This is a genomic window from Streptomyces sp. NPDC101118, from assembly GCF_044759445.1.
Taxonomy (GTDB): Bacteria; Actinomycetota; Actinomycetes; order Streptomycetales; family Streptomycetaceae; genus Streptomyces.
Genome location: NZ_JBIVZG010000006.1, coordinates 66,996 through 81,575, shown reverse-complemented (window position 1 = coordinate 81,575; position 14,580 = coordinate 66,996). Strand labels below are relative to the sequence as shown.

The 14,580-nt window shown below is 73.9% G+C and carries 12 protein-coding genes; 6 read left to right on the top strand and 6 right to left on the bottom strand.

Going from position 1 to position 14,580, the window contains the following annotated elements:
• The first annotated feature begins 23 nt into the window (after positions 1–23).
• A complete protein-coding gene (locus tag ACIQUQ_RS13135) occupies positions 24–875 on the top strand; it encodes a Bax inhibitor-1/YccA family protein (RefSeq protein ID WP_403659652.1) in 852 nt (283 codons plus the stop codon).
• A 124-nt stretch (positions 876–999) separates the two neighbouring features.
• Here ACIQUQ_RS13135 and ACIQUQ_RS13130 read toward each other — a convergent pair whose 3' ends face one another.
• Positions 1,000–1,230, bottom strand: a complete 231-nt coding sequence (locus ACIQUQ_RS13130) for a DUF4287 domain-containing protein (protein ID WP_399950019.1) — start codon at positions 1,228–1,230, stop codon at positions 1,000–1,002.
• 103 nt (positions 1,231–1,333) lie between these two features.
• Between ACIQUQ_RS13130 and ACIQUQ_RS13125 the strand changes: the two genes are divergently transcribed.
• Positions 1,334–1,654 (top strand): hypothetical protein, encoded by a 321-nt coding sequence (locus tag ACIQUQ_RS13125; RefSeq protein ID WP_403974686.1) that lies wholly within the window; start codon positions 1,334–1,336, stop codon positions 1,652–1,654.
• Between the two features lie 54 nt (positions 1,655–1,708).
• Here ACIQUQ_RS13125 and ACIQUQ_RS13120 read toward each other — a convergent pair whose 3' ends face one another.
• The 3 genes from ACIQUQ_RS13120 to ACIQUQ_RS13110 all read right to left on the bottom strand — a co-directional run bounded on the left by ACIQUQ_RS13120 (position 1,709) and on the right by ACIQUQ_RS13110 (position 6,914).
• Positions 1,709–2,539, bottom strand: coding sequence for a hypothetical protein (locus ACIQUQ_RS13120; protein ID WP_403975119.1), 831 nt, complete (start codon positions 2,537–2,539; stop codon positions 1,709–1,711).
• A gap of 389 nt (positions 2,540–2,928) precedes the next feature.
• Complete coding sequence (locus tag ACIQUQ_RS13115) at positions 2,929–4,149, bottom strand: acetyl-CoA C-acetyltransferase (protein WP_403974683.1); 1,221 nt, start codon at positions 4,147–4,149, stop codon at positions 2,929–2,931.
• Positions 4,150–5,894: 1,745 nt separating this feature from the next.
• Positions 5,895–6,914, bottom strand: coding sequence for an SGNH/GDSL hydrolase family protein (locus tag ACIQUQ_RS13110; protein ID WP_403974681.1), 1,020 nt, complete (start codon positions 6,912–6,914; stop codon positions 5,895–5,897).
• Positions 6,915–7,051: 137 nt separating this feature from the next.
• Between ACIQUQ_RS13110 and ACIQUQ_RS13105 the strand changes: the two genes are divergently transcribed.
• Both ACIQUQ_RS13105 and ACIQUQ_RS13100 read left to right on the top strand, forming a co-directional pair.
• Positions 7,052–8,437 carry a cystathionine beta-synthase gene (locus ACIQUQ_RS13105; protein WP_403975117.1) on the top strand — a complete coding sequence of 462 codons (1,386 nt, stop codon included), beginning with the start codon at positions 7,052–7,054 and terminating at the stop codon, positions 8,435–8,437.
• Positions 8,438–8,847: 410 nt separating this feature from the next.
• Entirely contained in the window at positions 8,848–9,315 is a 468-nt protein-coding gene (locus ACIQUQ_RS13100; RefSeq protein ID WP_403974678.1) for a HEAT repeat domain-containing protein, read from the top strand.
• A gap of 10 nt (positions 9,316–9,325) precedes the next feature.
• Here the strand turns inward: ACIQUQ_RS13100 and ACIQUQ_RS13095 are convergent, their stop codons facing one another.
• Positions 9,326–9,694, bottom strand: coding sequence for a hypothetical protein (locus ACIQUQ_RS13095; protein ID WP_403974676.1), 369 nt, complete (start codon positions 9,692–9,694; stop codon positions 9,326–9,328).
• Between the two features lie 183 nt (positions 9,695–9,877).
• On the opposite strand from ACIQUQ_RS13095, the gene ACIQUQ_RS13090 reads away from it, so the two are divergent.
• Positions 9,878–10,723, top strand: coding sequence for a MurR/RpiR family transcriptional regulator (locus tag ACIQUQ_RS13090; RefSeq protein WP_399950034.1), 846 nt, complete (start codon positions 9,878–9,880; stop codon positions 10,721–10,723).
• Positions 10,724–11,399: 676 nt separating this feature from the next.
• Here ACIQUQ_RS13090 and ACIQUQ_RS13085 read toward each other — a convergent pair.
• Complete coding sequence (locus ACIQUQ_RS13085) at positions 11,400–12,761, bottom strand: diaminopimelate decarboxylase (protein ID WP_403974673.1); 1,362 nt, start codon at positions 12,759–12,761, stop codon at positions 11,400–11,402.
• Between the two features lie 105 nt (positions 12,762–12,866).
• Here ACIQUQ_RS13085 and hutU point away from each other — a divergent pair, with 105 nt between their 5' ends.
• Positions 12,867–14,531 (top strand): urocanate hydratase, encoded by a 1,665-nt coding sequence (gene hutU / locus ACIQUQ_RS13080; protein WP_403974670.1) that lies wholly within the window; start codon positions 12,867–12,869, stop codon positions 14,529–14,531.
• The last annotated feature ends 49 nt before the right edge of the window (positions 14,532–14,580 follow it).

The window sequence follows — 14,580 nt, the reverse complement described above, 5'->3', positions numbered from 1 at the left end:
CTCGGTGGCCATGGAGGAGTGAGATGAGGAGCAGCAACCCGGTCTTCTCGCGACGGGGGTTCAGCCGCGACAACGGCTACGCGGGCTTTGACGCGCAGCAGGTGCAGGCCGGGACCGCGACCAACCCGTACGCGACCAACCCTTACGCCGCGGACCCGCAGACGGGGCTGCCGCAGGCGCCCGCGCGCGGCAACGTGATGACCATCGACGACGTCGTGAGCCGTACGGCCATGACGCTCGGCACGGTCATCCTGACCGCCGTCCTGTCCTGGGTCCTGCTGCCGGTCGACCCGGCGAACATCAACAAGTCGTACGGCATCGCCGTGGTCGCCGCCCTCGTCGCGTTCGTCCTCGCGATGGTGCAGTCCTTCAAGCGCAAGCCGTCGCCCGCGCTGATCCTGGGCTACGCCGCGTTCGAGGGCGTGTTCCTCGGCGTCATCAGCGCCGCGACCAGCACGTACATCTCCTCCGGCGTGGTCATCCAGGCCGTGCTCGGCACCATGTGCGTGTTCGCGGCCGTGCTCTTCGCGTACAAGATGCGCTGGATCCGCGTGACCCGCCGCTTCTACGGCTTCGTGATGGCCGCCGCGCTGGGCTTCGTCCTGCTGATGGTCGCCAACTCGCTGTTCATGGTGTTCGGCGGCGGTGACGGCCTCGGCTTCCGTTCCGGCGGCCTCGGCATCGTCTTCGGCATCGTCGGCGTCCTCCTGGGTGCCGCGTTCCTCGCCCTGGACTTCAAGCAGGTCGAGGACGGCGTGACGTACGGCGCCCCGCGCGAGGAGTCCTGGCTGGCCGCCTTCGGCCTCACCATGACCCTCGTGTGGATCTACCTGGAGCTGCTGCGGCTCTTCCAGATCCTTTCCGGCGACGACTAGTCCCAGGACCGGTCCACCGGCCCGGCCCGGTGGACCGGCCCATACGGGAAGCCCCCCGCGAGCACTGCTCGCGGGGGGCTTCCCGTATGTGAGGGGGTAGGTGTGGCTGAGGGGGTCCTTTCGGCTAGCCCAGCTTCCGGGCGGCCCGGCGCAGGTCGTACTCGTGGATGATCGCCTTCGCCTGGCCGTAGGACAGCGGGTGCTGACCGCGGAGCCAGTCGACCTTCTCCTCGAAGCGTACGAGTGAGGGGCCTTCGTCGACGGCGCGGAGCCAGTCGGAGAGATCACGACCGGTTGCCTCGGGGATACGGGAGAGCATGTTCCGGTGGGTTTCCTCGGAGAACTCTTGGGACATGGGCGCCTCCGGACGCATGGGACGTGCCTGGTTCTCTTCACGCCACGGTGCCCGAGCATTCGCCTGTTGGCAACACTGCCGGGCGGCCGCGTAGGGTCGCCGGGTGCTCGATACCTCACCTCTGACCACCGCCGTGGAACGTTTCGCCGACCGGCTCAGGGCCGCCCCGCAGAGCCGTCTGCAGCGCGGCGCGGCCGCCGAGGGACTGGCCGTGGCCAGGCAACTGGCCGCCCGTGCGCTGGAGCTGGAGGGGCTGGAGCCGCGCGAGCTCCCCGACGCCGGGATCTTCGTCGTGGGCGATCAGCTGTCCGTGGCGGGGCGAGATCTGGCCGAGGCACTGCGCACAGCGGAAACGGCCCCGTCCGTGGTGCTGGACGAGGCCGTTCGGCTGGTCGGGGAGGCGGAGGCGCGGGCCCTGGGGTGACCGCCCGGAGCGGTCGCCGGCCCGGGTGCTCCGCCCGGGTGCCGCGGGCCGGCGCTACAGCGAGGCGATGACGCGGTCCGCCAGGATGTAGACGTTGTTCTCGGGGTTCTCGGTGTCGCCGCCGCACGAGAACGTCAGGGCGTACGCGCCGGAGATGCCGGACCCGCCCAGCAGCACCGGAGCCGTGCCCGAGCGCAGCGCCTCGGCGAGCCGCTCCGCCGTCTCCCGGTGGCCCGGGGTCATGCAGAGCGTGGTGCCGTCGGTGAACACGTACACGTCGAGCGTGCCCAGCGGGCCGGGACGGACGTCCGCGAGCGCGGTACGGGCCTCCGCGAGCTCCTCGAGGCGGCTGACGGTGCGCTCGTGGTCGGCGCCCGGCGTGGCCTGGACCGGCACGAAGTCGGGGTGCGAGGGGTGCCGGCGGCGGGCCGCGGCCAGCTCCGGCGAGTCCTCGGGGTACTCGGGGTCGGCCGGCTCGTCCAGCAGCGGCTCCAGGCCCACCAGGTCCGCCTGACGCGGCAGGAAGACCGGGCTGTCCTCGCCCAGCCCCGGGAGCCCGCCCAGCAGCGACGCGGAGGCGTCACCGGCGAAGCGGGGTGCGGCGTCGGCCGCGTCGCGGGCCTCCTGCGCGGCCCAGAAGGCGCGCGCCTCGGCCAGCTCGCGCTCGCGCTCCTCGGCCAGGGCCTCGGCGACGGCGGCTCGTATCTCGGCGGCCGGGCTGTCGGCGGCGGCACGGGCGTGCGGGACGGTCGTGCCGCGCGGGTGCGGGGCCGCGAGCTCGCCGCGGAGGGCGGTGACCTGCTTGCGCAGACCGTGGACGGCGTGCAGCGCAGCAGCGCCCACGGCCGTGGCAGCGGCCGTGGTCAGCAGCAGGGCAAGAGACATGGCGCTCACTGACTAACTCCTGATGTGTTCCGATCCCCCGACTTCCTACATCAGCTTGTATCGACCTGGGAATGGCGTGCAGTGCATTACGTCACGAAATGGACAGGGCTTTCGTCACAGCCGAAGGGCCTGGACAGTGGCTGACCTGCACAAATGCCAAACCCCCAGGACGTAGGTCACATCCTGGGGGAAATTCGGTCACAGGTCGGCCGCGACGCGGTTGGCGCGCGCGGCCCGCGGGGGACGCGCGAGGCCTCCCCGGCCGGGCGTGGCCTGGGCGGGAAGGCTCTCGGGGTGCCGGGCGCGGAAGGTCGCCCGTAGCCGGGCGGAAACGCAGCGCGACGGGAAGCCAGGGGGCGTGGACGACGTCGCCCACGCCCCGGAGGACGTCAGCTCAGGCGCTCGATGACCATCGCCATGCCCTGGCCGCCGCCGACGCACATGGTCTCCAGGCCGAACTGCTTGTCGTGGAACTGGAGGCTGTTGATCAGCGTGCCGGTGAGGCGGGCGCCGGTCATGCCGAAGGGGTGGCCGACGGCGATGGCGCCGCCGTTGACGTTCAGCTTGTCGATGTCGATGCCGAGGTCCCGGTACGACGGGATGACCTGGGCCGCGAAGGCCTCGTTGATCTCGACCAGGTCGATGTCGCCGATGGTCAGGCCGGCGCGCTTCAGCGCCTGCTTCGAGGCCTCGACCGGGCCCAGGCCCATGATCTCGGGGGAGAGGCCCGAGACGCCGGTGGAGACGATGCGGGCCAGCGGGGTCAGGCCCAGCTCGCGCGCCTTGGTGTCGCTCATGATGACCAGCGCCGCGGCACCGTCGTTCAGCGGGCAGCAGTTGCCGGCGGTGACCAGGCCGTCGGGGCGGAACACCGGCTTCAGGCCCTGCACGCCCTCCAGCGTGACGCCGGCGCGCGGGCCGTCGTCCGTGCTGACGACCGTGCCGTCGGGCAGGGTCACGGGGGTGATCTCGCGCTCCCAGAAGCCCTTCTTGATGGCTTCCTCGGCGAGGTTCTGCGAGCGGACGCCGAACTCGTCCATGTCCTGACGGGTCACGCCCTTCAGGCGGGCCAGGTTCTCGGCGGTCTGGCCCATGGCGATGTACGCGTCGGGGATCAGGCCGTCCTCGCGCGGGTCGTGCCAGTCGCTGCCCTCGCTCTGCGCGACGGCCTTCGTACGGGCCTCCGCGTCGGCGAAGAGCGGGTTGTGGGTGTCGGGCAGGCCGTCCGAGGAGCCCTTCACCGAACGGGACACCATCTCGACGCCGGCCGAGATGAACACGTCGCCCTCGCCCGCCTTGATGGCGTGCAGCGCCATGCGGGACGTCTGGAGGGAGGACGAGCAGTACCGGGTGATGGTGCAGCCGGGCAGGTGGTCCATGCCCATCTGGACCGAGACGATGCGGCCGAGGTTGTGGCCCTGCTCGCCGCCGGGGAGGCCGCAGCCGAGCATCAGGTCGTCGATGTCGCGCGGGTCCAGCTCGGGGATCTTGGCGAGGGCGGCCTGGATGATGGTCGCGGTGAGGTCGTCCGGACGGAGGTCCTTCAGCGACCCCTTGAAGGCGCGGCCGATCGGTGAGCGGGCTGCGGAAACGATGACGGCTTCGGGCATCACGGCTCCAGGGGATGCGGTACGGAAAAAGGGCAGGACCGCAGGTGAAGTTACCGGTCCGTACGGTCGAGGTCACCGCCTGACGCGTGTGACGAGTGCCGCATCGCCCCGGCGGAGCCCGTACCCCGGCCCCTCCGCAGCCACCGCCCGGCCCCGCCCGGGGCGCCGGCCGCGTCTCCGTGGGCGCGGCCCCGCCCGGGGCGCCGGCCGCGCCTCCGCGGGCCTGCGTCCCGCCCCTCGGGTGCCCTGCGGGGCCCGGCTCCACCGCACCCCGGGCTGGTGCCGGACCCGCAGGACGCCGGCAACGGCCCGCCGCAGCCTTGCCTGGCCGTCGCCGCGATCCTGGCCCCCTGTCCGCGTCGGCCCGTCGCGCCCACCCCGGATCCGGCCCCTGCTCCCCAGAGGCTGCGCCCCGGCTCCGGCCGCTGCGCCGCCCCGGTGGCCCGCCGGGCTACGCCGCGGGCGCCTGGGGCGCGGGCCGGCCCTCGGCTACCGCTCGGAGGTTCCCCACCCCGCCCTTCTCCCGTTCACGGGGGTTGCACCCCCGACCCCGCGGGGCCGCGCCCCGCCCCTCGCCGGCTGCGCCTGCCCGTGGGCTGGGCCTGGGTGCCCTGCGGGGGCTGGCCCCACCCCACCCTTCTGCCGTTCTCGGGGCTGTGCCCCGACCCCCGGGGCTGCGCCCTGCCCGCGGGCTGGGTCGTGGGTGTCCTGCGGGGGCCCGCCCCACCCCGCCCTTCTCCCGTTCACGGGGCTGTGCTCCGACCCCCGGGGCGCAGCCCCGACCCCCGGGGCTGTGCCCCGATTCCCGGGGTGGTGCCCCGATTCCCGGGGCTGCGCCCTGCCCGCGGGCTGGGTCGTGGGTGTCCTGCGGGGGTTGGCCCCACCCCGCCCTTCTCCCGTTCACGGGGGACACCCCCGACCCCGGGGCTGCGCCCCCCGCAGGGGCTCGGCCGCTGGCCCTGCCGGTCGGGGGTCCCCCCGGACCCAGGGGCTGTACGTCGCTGGGCACCCGTGCCTGGGACGCGGGATCTTGTGTGCCGGCGGGGGCCCGGGGGCGCAGCCCACGGTGAACGGGAGAAGGGTGGGGTGGGGTCGGCCCCGCAGGGCGGCCGCAGCGGCTCCGTGGCCCCCCGACACGGCCCCGGAGGGCGCCCGGGGTCACCAGGGGCCTGGGGAGGCTCCTGGGGCCGTGCGGGGCCCCTGGGGCCTCGCGCCCCCTCGGTCCTCGCCCGGGGACGCAGGGGGCAGCCTGGGACGCCCGCAGCCCGGGCCGCCCGCAGCACGGGCCCGGCGGGGGGCCGGCTGGAGGGCCTTCCTGGCCCGGGCCGCCCGCAGCACGGGCCCGGCGGGGGGCCGGCTGGAGGGCCTTCCTGGCGCAGGCGTGGGTCCGGCGCCGGGCCGGGGCAGGCGCCCCGGTGCCCCGAGCCCCGCGTGGGCAGGGCACCCCGCCCCTGGCCGGGGATCGGCAGGGTCCGTGGCTGGGATCCGGCCCGGGGGGAGGGCACGTCCGCCCCTGGCAGGGGGTCGGCAGGGTCCGTGGCCGGGGCCCGGGCCGGGGGAGGGCGCTTCCGCCCCTGGCAGGGGGGCGGGAGGGTCCGTGGCCGGGGCCCGGCCCGGGGGGATGGCGCCTCCGCCCCTGGCAGGGGATCCGCAGGGTGGCCGGGGCCCGGGCTGGGGGCAGGGCAGCACCCCCCGCCCCCGCTACGGGACCGGCAGGGGCCCGGCGGTCGCCCCGCCCCGCAGGGTTACGGCTGGGACGGGTTCTGGGCCGCCGCCGGGGTGACCTCGGCCGGTTCCAGCGAAGCGACGCGCCGGCGGCGCCGGTGCTTCAGCAGGGCCCACGGCGCGCGGGCCGCCGTGACCTCCGTACCGGCGACGGCCACCGCCGCGGACGCCGCCTTGGCCACCGGGAGCATGTCCTCGTTCCGCGTCGTGTCCAGCCGGTCCGACTCGGGCCACAGCCCCAGCGACGCGCACAGCGTCGGCAGCACGGCCATCGCCGCCGTGGCGTACCCCTCCGCCGACGGGTGGTACGCGTCCGGCCCGAACAGCTCCCGCGGGTTCGCCGCGAACTCCGGCCCCAGCAGGTCACCCAGCGACACCGTCCGCCCGCCCTGCTCGACCACCCCTATGGTCTGCGCGGCGGCCAGCTGCCGCGAGACACGCCGGGCCACCCACCGCAGCGGCTGGTACACCGGCTCGATGGTCCCCAGGTCGGGGCACGTGCCCACGACCACCTCGGCCCCCGCCGCCCGCAGCTTGCGCACCGCCGTGGTGAGCAGCCGCACCGACTGGGTCGGCGGCATCCGCCGGGTGACGTCGTTCGCGCCGATCATGATCACGCAGACGTCCGGCGCGTACGTCGACGGGTCCGCCAGCAGCGCACCCACCTGCCGGTCCAGGTCGTCCGACATGGCTCCCGACAGCGCCACGTTCCGCAGCTCCACCGGCCGCTCCGCCACCGCCGCCAGCCCGGAGGCCAGCAGCGCCGCCGGGGTCTGCCCGGCCCGGTGGACGCCCAGTCCGGCCGCGGTCGAGTCGCCCAGCATGGCCAGCCTCAGCGGCCGCGCGTCCGGGCCGCCGAACTCGGATCCGTACCGGCCGTCCGCCCGCGGCGGATCCGGCTGCCCGGTACCGACCACACGCTTCGCCAGCTGCACCTCGGCCAGCACCAGCCCCACGGCCGCCGCCCCGAGCAGACCGATGCCGCCACCACCGTAAGCGGCGCCCGCCGCGATGCGGCGCGCCGTCCTCGCTCTCGACACCCTTCCGGCCACCTCCTCGTCGCGACCCGGCCGTACATGCCTCTACCTGCCCCGTACCGCCGGTCTGCCAATCGCTTTCGGCTTACTCTGACGGTGCCTCCCGGAGAACCCGTGGAGTCCCCTCCCTGGAGAACATGGTGCAATTCCACGACTCGATGATCAGCCTCGTCGGCAACACCCCGCTGGTGAAGCTCAACCACGTGACCGAAGGCATTCAGGCGACGGTTCTGGCCAAGGTCGAGTACTTCAACCCGGGCGGGTCCGTGAAGGACCGCATCGCCGTCCGCATGATCGAGGCCGCCGAGCAGAGCGGCGCGCTGAAGCCCGGCGGCACGATCGTCGAGCCCACGAGCGGCAACACGGGTGTCGGACTCGCCATCGTGGCGCAGCAGAAGGGCTACAAGTGCATCTTCGTCTGCCCTGACAAGGTGTCCACGGACAAGATCAACGTGATGCGCGCGTACGGCGCGGAGGTCGTGGTCTGCCCGACCGCCGTCGACCCGGAGCACCCGGACTCGTACTACAACGTGTCCGACCGCCTCGCGCGCGAGCCCGGCGCCTGGAAGCCCGACCAGTACAGCAACCCGAACAACCCCCGTTCGCACTACGAGACCACCGGTCCCGAGCTGTGGGAGCAGACGGAGGGGAAGATCACCCACTTCGTCGCGGGCGTGGGCACCGGCGGCACCATCTCCGGCACCGGCAACTACCTCAAGGAGGTGTCCGGCGGCACGGTCAAGGTCATCGGCGCCGACCCCGAGGGCTCGGTGTACTCCGGCGGCTCCGGCCGTCCGTACCTGGTGGAGGGCGTCGGCGAGGACTTCTGGCCGACCGCCTACGACCCGAACGTCACGGACGAGATCATCGCGGTGTCCGACAAGGACTCCTTCCAGATGACGCGCCGCCTCGCCAAGGAGGAGGGCCTGCTCGTCGGCGGCTCCTGCGGCATGGCCGTGGTGGCCGCGCTGCGCGCCGCCAAGGACCTCGGGCCGGACGACGTGGTCGTCGTACTGCTCCCGGACAGCGGCCGCGGCTACCTGAGCAAGATCTTCTCGGACGAGTGGATGGCCGGGCACGGCTTCCTGGAGGAGGCCGGCCCCGCGGCCCGCATCGGCGACGTCCTGGCCGACAAGGAGGGCGGCAGCATGCCGTCCCTGGTGCACATGCACCCCGAGGAGACCGTCGGCGAGGCCATCGAGGTGCTGCGCGAGTACGGCGTCTCGCAGATGCCCGTGGTGAAGCCGGGCGCCGGCCACCCGGACGTGATGGCCGCCGAGGTCATCGGCTCGGTCGTCGAGAAGGAGCTGCTGTCGGCGCTCTTCGCGCAGCGGGCCGCCCTGTCCGACCCGCTGGAGAAGCACATGAGCGCGCCGCTGCCGCAGGTCGGCTCCGGCGAGCCGGTGTCCGACCTGATGGCCGCGCTGGGCGAGGCGGACGCCGCGATCGTGCTGGTCGAGGGCAAGCCGACCGGTGTGGTCAGCCGCCAGGACCTGCTGGCCTTCCTGGCCAAGGGCGCGAAGTAGGCCCCCGGCCTGCCCCCCCGGCCCACCACGCGGCGGGCCGGGGCGGGCGGGCGGCGGGCCCGACGGCGGGCTTCGCGAAACCGGTACGAGCACGACACGTGACGGCAGCACCGGCTTAACACGCCTCCGGCACAGTGGTGTTCGTCGGCAGGACCCGCAAGGGCCCGGCCGGCGACACCGAACGGCGCCAGGAACCTCCGGAGCGGCTCCCGGACCTCCAGGCAGCCTCGGACGCGGCACCGGCCCTGACCCGGAGCCCGTGTCCTCCGCGGGGACCGCCGTCGTCCCGCCCCCCGGGTCCACCCCGGGGGTGCGGCGGTCCCCGCGCCAGACCACCGGCGCGACCGACGTGATTGACGTGATCGACGCGACCGACTCCCCGGCCCACGGCCGCCTCGTATGCTCCGGGCATGGACCGACGACCCCGGGAACCGACGGAGCTGCTCGAAGAGTCCTGGCAGGAGTTCGAAAGCCCCGGCCCGGGCCGACGGCACCTATGCCTCGACGCCATCGGCGACGTCCTGGAGACGGGCCGGCTGGGGCAGGACGACGTCGAGCGGACGGTCGGGCGCCTCGTCGCGGTCGCGCTCGCCGAGGAGGACCACACGACGCAGGAGTCCGCACTGCACGCGGTGTCCACGGCCGCCGCGCACCACGAGCTGCCCTACCGGCTGGTCGAGCCGCTCGCCGCCGGCGCGGACCACTTCCCACCGCTGCTCCTGGAGTACGTCGTGGGCGTCCTGGGTGCGACGCACGACCCGGCGGCGCTCCCGGCGGTCGAGCGGTTCCTCAGCCACCCCCGGGAAGGCGTCCGCAGGGAGGCGGCGGACGCGGTGTACGAGCTTGAGTGGAGCAGCCGCCGCCAGGGCACGGGCTGACTCCCGGAGGTCAGTCCTCCGCGTCGCGGCGCCAGGACTTCGCGGCCGCGCAGAAGTTCACGCCGAGGATGCCGCCCCAGGCCACCAGCAGCCCCCCGATGCCCGCGTTGGCGACGCCGATCGCCGACAGCGGGACCGCCAGCACCAGGCTGAGCGCCGCAAAGCCGTAACGCGCGCCGAATCCGCGCAGGTCAGGGCCCTGGTCCGTGCTGCGCGCGGCCGCCACGCGCTGCTCGGCGAGCCGGCGCGTCAGCTGTACGTCGACCTTGTCCAGGAACGACTCGACCAGCGCGGGCTCGTACTCGGGGCCCAGGTCGCGGCGGGTCTGGAGCGTCGCCTCCAGGTCCTTCTTCAGCACGTCCTTCTCCACCGCGTCCATGACGACCGTCCTCCTCCGGGGGCCCGGGCGCCCCGGGTCTCCGGGTGCCCACGCCCGCCACGGTAGGAAAGACCGCATTCCGGGTCACTGGGGCCAGCACCCGTATCCGCCCTTCGGTCGCCGCTTGCCGTGCTGCATAGATGCATGCACAGTGCAGGGTGACTGAATGGATGGGAGGGGCGGATGAGTGACAGCCCGGCAGCGCGGCTGCAGAAGCTGTTCGAGGGGCACCGCCTGACGCCGACGCAGCGGCGGATCGCCCACTGCATGGTGCGCGGTGCCGCCGACGTGCCCTTCCTGTCGAGCGTGGAGCTCGCGGAGCTGGCCGGCGTCAGCCAGCCCTCGGTGACCCGCTTCGCGGTGGCGCTGGGCTTCGACGGCTATCCCGCGCTCCGGCGCTACCTGCGCGAGGTGGCCCCGGCCGCGGCGCCGCCCGAGGCCGGCGCGGAGGACTCGTACAACTCCTACCAGCAGGCCGTGCAGGCCGAGATCGACAACCTCCGGCACCTCTCGGCGATGCTGGCCGACCCGGCGCCGGTCGAGGAGGCCGGACGCCTGCTGGCCGCGTCGCGCCCGCTGCCGGTGCTCGGCCTGCGGGCCGCCTCGTCGCAGGCGCGCGGCTTCGCGTACTTCGCGGCCAAGGTCCACCCGGACGTACGGCTGCTGGACGAGGGCGGCTCGATGCTGGCCGACCGGATCGACGCGTGTGCGCAGGCCGGCGCCTCGGCCCTGCTGTGCTTCGCGCTGCCGCGCCATCCGCGGGAGGTCGTCGAGGCCCTGGAACACGCACGGGAGGCCGGTCTGACCGTGGTCACGGTCGCGGACTCGGCCTTCGCACCGGTGGCCCGCGTCTCGGACCTGCTCATCCCGGCGGCGGTGGGCACCGGCCTCGCCTTCGACACGGCGTGCTCGCCGATGCTGCTGGGGCGGGTGCTGCTGGAGGCGATGGCCGACGCCCTCCCGGACGCCCAGGCCCGCCTGGAGGAGTTCGACGCGAAGGCGGCGGCCAGGGGCCTGTTCGTGGACTAGAGCGCCCGTTGTGTGGTGCGGGCTACGGGCCGTGCCCGGCCCTGCGGCCGGGGCCGTGGCGGGATGGGTGCGGGCCGTGCCTGGCCTGGCGGCCAGGGGCCGTGGTCAACGGTGGGCCCGTGGACATGTCTTCTGGGGTGCGCCTCCCGGTATGCCCACTGCTTCAACCGGAATGGCGCCTACAGGCCTTCATGCGCCTCCCGGTCCTACCTTCTGTAGCCGGCCCAGGCGTTCAGAGAAGCGTGGCTGAGCTGGCTGGTGGGCTGATGGAGGCTCCCGTGCGCCGGAGACCGCCTCACGGTTTCGCGTGGGCGCACCTTCTATGGCTGATGTTCACGACTACCGGATCTCGATGGTTGCTGCCGTCTCGGACCTCAGCCACAGAAGGTGCGCCCACGCGATAGGTGCGGGCGATCACCGGCGCACGGGAGCCTCCATCAGCCACCCACCATCAGCAACCACGCTTCTCTGAACGCATGAGCCGGCTACAGAGGGATGGTGCCGGGAGGCGCATGAAGGCCTGTAGGCGCACTGCCGGGCAGGCTTGGCTCGCTTCGGGGAGGCGCAATCCAGAAGACATGTCCACGGGCCCACCGTTGACCACCGCCCCCGGCCGCAGGGCCGGGCACGGCCCGCACCACACCGCACCCCCCACCCCCCACCCCGCCCGCACCCCCTACAGCAGCGCGTCCCGCTGCCCGCCCCCCGCCTCCGCCACGATCGACGCCGCCCCCTGCGCCTCGCGCACCAGCGCGAAGCGCACCGCAGGCCCGTCTGCCGTGAAGCCGTAGACGGCCGGGCGCGGCAGGCTGTTGTAGCCGTACGGGGTGGCGAAGCAGTACGCGCCCGTGTCCGGTACGACGACCAGGTCGCCCGGCACCAGCTCCGGCAGCGCCCGCCCCGCCGCCAGCAGGTCGCCGGCGAAGCAGGCCGGGCCCGCGACGTCCTGGACCACCGGCGGTCCCTCCTTCGGGGTGCCCTTGGCGTCGTACGCCAGCATCCGCAGCGGCCAGGCCTCCGGCACGTACACGGTCCGCGTGGCGAGCTGGACGCCCGCGTGGGTGACCGCGATGGCCCGGCCGCCCGAGGCCTTGGTGTACTCCACCCGGGTGACGACGAGCCCGTGCCTGGCCAGCAGCGAGCGCCCGAACTCGGTCACCAGCCCGTAGGCGCCGCCGAACAGCTCCGGCACGGCGGCCCGCAGGGCGCCGACGTACTCCGCGTACGTGGGGGACCCGGCGTCGGAGGTGAAGTCGACCGGCAGCCCCCCGCCGATGTCGAGGGTGTCGACCTGGCGCCGCCCGGCCGCGGCGTTGATCTCCCCGGCCAGTGCGTGGAGCTCCCGCACGCCCTCGGCCATCCGGGCGAGCGGGACCCCCTGGGAGCCGGAGTGGACGTGCAGCCGGGTGAGCCAGGGGCGGTCCCGGTAGGCGGCGAGCAGCCACTCCCGCATCCCCGGGTCCCGCAGCGCGAAGCCGAACTTCGAGGTGGCGGTGGCGGTGGACAGCGCGCCGATCGCACCGGCCCCGGTCTGGGGGTTGATCCGCAGCCCCAGCGGCGAGCGGGTCGGGGCCGAGCCCACCAGGGCGTCGAGCCGGGCCAGCTCCTGGGCGTTGTCGGCGTTCACCGCGATGCCCAGGGCCAGCGCCTCCCGCAGCTCGGCCGGCGTCTTCGCGGGGGAGTCCAGCACGGTCAGCTCGGGCGGCACCCCGGCCGCCCTGGCCAGCGCCAGCTCACCGGGGCTGGCCACCTCGCAGCCCAGCCCCGCGTCCGCCAGCAGCCGCAGCACCGGCACCAGGGGCGCGGCCTTCACCGCGAAGGCGTGCAGGACGGGCGTGCCGGCGGGCAGGGCGGTGGCGAAGGCGGCCGTCAGGGCGGCGGCCGACGCGCGGATCCCCGCCACGTCCAGCAGGCACACCAGCGGCTCGTCACCATCCCCGCCGCCGATCAGTCCCTGGTCGACGGCGGCGCGTACGGCCAGGTCACGGCGTACGACGGCGTCCTGCGCGGTGCTTTCCGGTGCCCGGTCTGCGGCCATGGGACCCAGCCAATCACCGGGGAGTCCCCCGCGCAGCTGTTGACTGAATCTATTCAGCCCGCCAGGATGTGAATGGATTGACCAACATCCTCAGGAGGCAACGCCATGTCAGGACCCCGCCCCGTACGTGCCGCGCGCGGTACCGAGCTCAGCGCCCTGGGATGGCAGCAGGAGGCCGCCCTGCGGATGCTGCAGAACAACCTCGACCCCGAGGTCGCCGAGCACCCCGACAAGCTCGTCGTCTACGGCGGCACCGGCAAGGCCGCCCGCGACTGGCGCTCCTTCGACGCCATGGTCCGCACCCTGCAGACCCTCAAGCAGGACGAGACCATGCTGGTCCAGTCCGGCCGCCCGGTCGGCGTCATGCAGACCCACGAGTGGGCCCCCCGCGTCCTGCTGGCCAACTCCAACCTGGTCGGCGACTGGGCCAACTGGGAGGAGTTCCGCCGCCTGGAGCACCTCGGCCTGACCATGTACGGCCAGATGACCGCCGGCTCCTGGATCTACATCGGCACCCAGGGCATCCTCCAGGGCACGTACGAGACCTTCGCCGCCGTCGCCGCGAAGAAGTTCGGCGGCACCCTGGCCGGCACCATCACCCTCACCGCCGGCCTCGGCGGCATGGGCGGCGCCCAGCCGCTGGCCGTCACGATGAACGACGGCGTCGCGATCTGCATCGACGTCGACCCGCGCGCCATCGAGCGCCGCATCGAGCACCGCTACCTGGACGTCAAGGCCGACAACCTGGCCCACGCCCTCCAGCTGGCCACCGAGGCCCGCGACGCCCGCCGCCCGCTCTCCATCGGCCTCCTCGGCAACGCCGCCGAGCTGCTCCCGCAGATGCTCGCCGAGGGCGCCCCGATCGACATCGTGACGGACCAGACCTCCGCCCACGACCCGCTGTCGTACCTGCCGATCGGCGTCGCGTTCGAGGACATGGCCGACGCCGCCGCCAAGGACCCGGCCGGCTTCACCGCCCGCGCCCGCGAGTCGATGGCCAAGCACGTCGAGGCCATGGTCGGCTTCATGGACGCCGGCTCCGAGGTCTTCGACTACGGCAACTCGATCCGCGGCGAGGCCCAGCTGGCCGGCTACGACCGCGCCTTCGCCTTCCCCGGCTTCGTCCCCGCCTACATCCGCCCGCTGTTCTGCGAGGGCAAGGGCCCCTTCCGCTGGGCCGCCCTCTCCGGCGAGGCCTCGGACATCGCCAAGACCGACAAGGCGATGCTGGAGCTCTTCCCGGAGAACAAGTCCCTGCACCGCTGGATCAAGATGGCCGGCGAGCGCGTCCACTTCCAGGGCCTGCCCGCGCGCATCTGCTGGCTCGGCTACGGCGAGCGCGACAAGGCCGGCGAGCGCTTCAACGACATGGTGGCCTCCGGCGAGCTGGCCGCCCCGCTGGCCATCGGCCGCGACCACCTCGACTGCGGCTCGGTGGCCTCCCCGTACCGCGAGACCGAGGCCATGCTCGACGGCTCCGACGCGATCGCCGACTGGCCGCTGCTGAACGCCATGGTCAACGTCGCCTCCGGCGCCTCCTGGGTCTCCATCCACCACGGCGGCGGCGTCGGCATGGGCCGCTCCATCCACGCCGGCCAGGTCACCGTCGCCGACGGCACCCCGCTGGCCGGCGAGAAGATCCGCCGCGTCCTCACCAACGACCCGGGCATGGGCGTCATCCGCCACGTCGACGCCGGCTACGACATCGCCGAGTCGGTCGCCGACGCCAAGGGCGTCCGCGTCCCGATGCGCGAGGGTGACTCCGCGTGACCTCGTCCGACGACCGGTCCCCGGCCCCCGCGCCGGGGGCCGGGGCCTC

Bases quoted from the DNA above. Each gene is read 5' to 3' on its own strand.
- ACIQUQ_RS13135 (WP_403659652.1), top strand. From the start codon at position 24: ATGAGGAGCAGCAACCCGGTCTTCTCGCGACGGGGGTTCAGCCGCGAC.
- ACIQUQ_RS13130 (WP_399950019.1), bottom strand. From the start codon at position 1,230: ATGTCCCAAGAGTTCTCCGAGGAAACCCACCGGAACATGCTCTCCCGT.
- ACIQUQ_RS13120 (WP_403975119.1), bottom strand. From the start codon at position 2,539: ATGTCTCTTGCCCTGCTGCTGACCACGGCCGCTGCCACGGCCGTGGGC.
- ACIQUQ_RS13115 (WP_403974683.1), bottom strand. From the start codon at position 4,149: ATGCCCGAAGCCGTCATCGTTTCCGCAGCCCGCTCACCGATCGGCCGC.
- ACIQUQ_RS13100 (WP_403974678.1), top strand. From the start codon at position 8,848: ATGGACCGACGACCCCGGGAACCGACGGAGCTGCTCGAAGAGTCCTGG.
- ACIQUQ_RS13095 (WP_403974676.1), bottom strand. From the start codon at position 9,694: ATGGACGCGGTGGAGAAGGACGTGCTGAAGAAGGACCTGGAGGCGACG.
- ACIQUQ_RS13090 (WP_399950034.1), top strand. From the start codon at position 9,878: ATGAGTGACAGCCCGGCAGCGCGGCTGCAGAAGCTGTTCGAGGGGCAC.
- ACIQUQ_RS13085 (WP_403974673.1), bottom strand. From the start codon at position 12,761: ATGGCCGCAGACCGGGCACCGGAAAGCACCGCGCAGGACGCCGTCGTA.
- hutU (WP_403974670.1), top strand. From the start codon at position 12,867: ATGTCAGGACCCCGCCCCGTACGTGCCGCGCGCGGTACCGAGCTCAGC.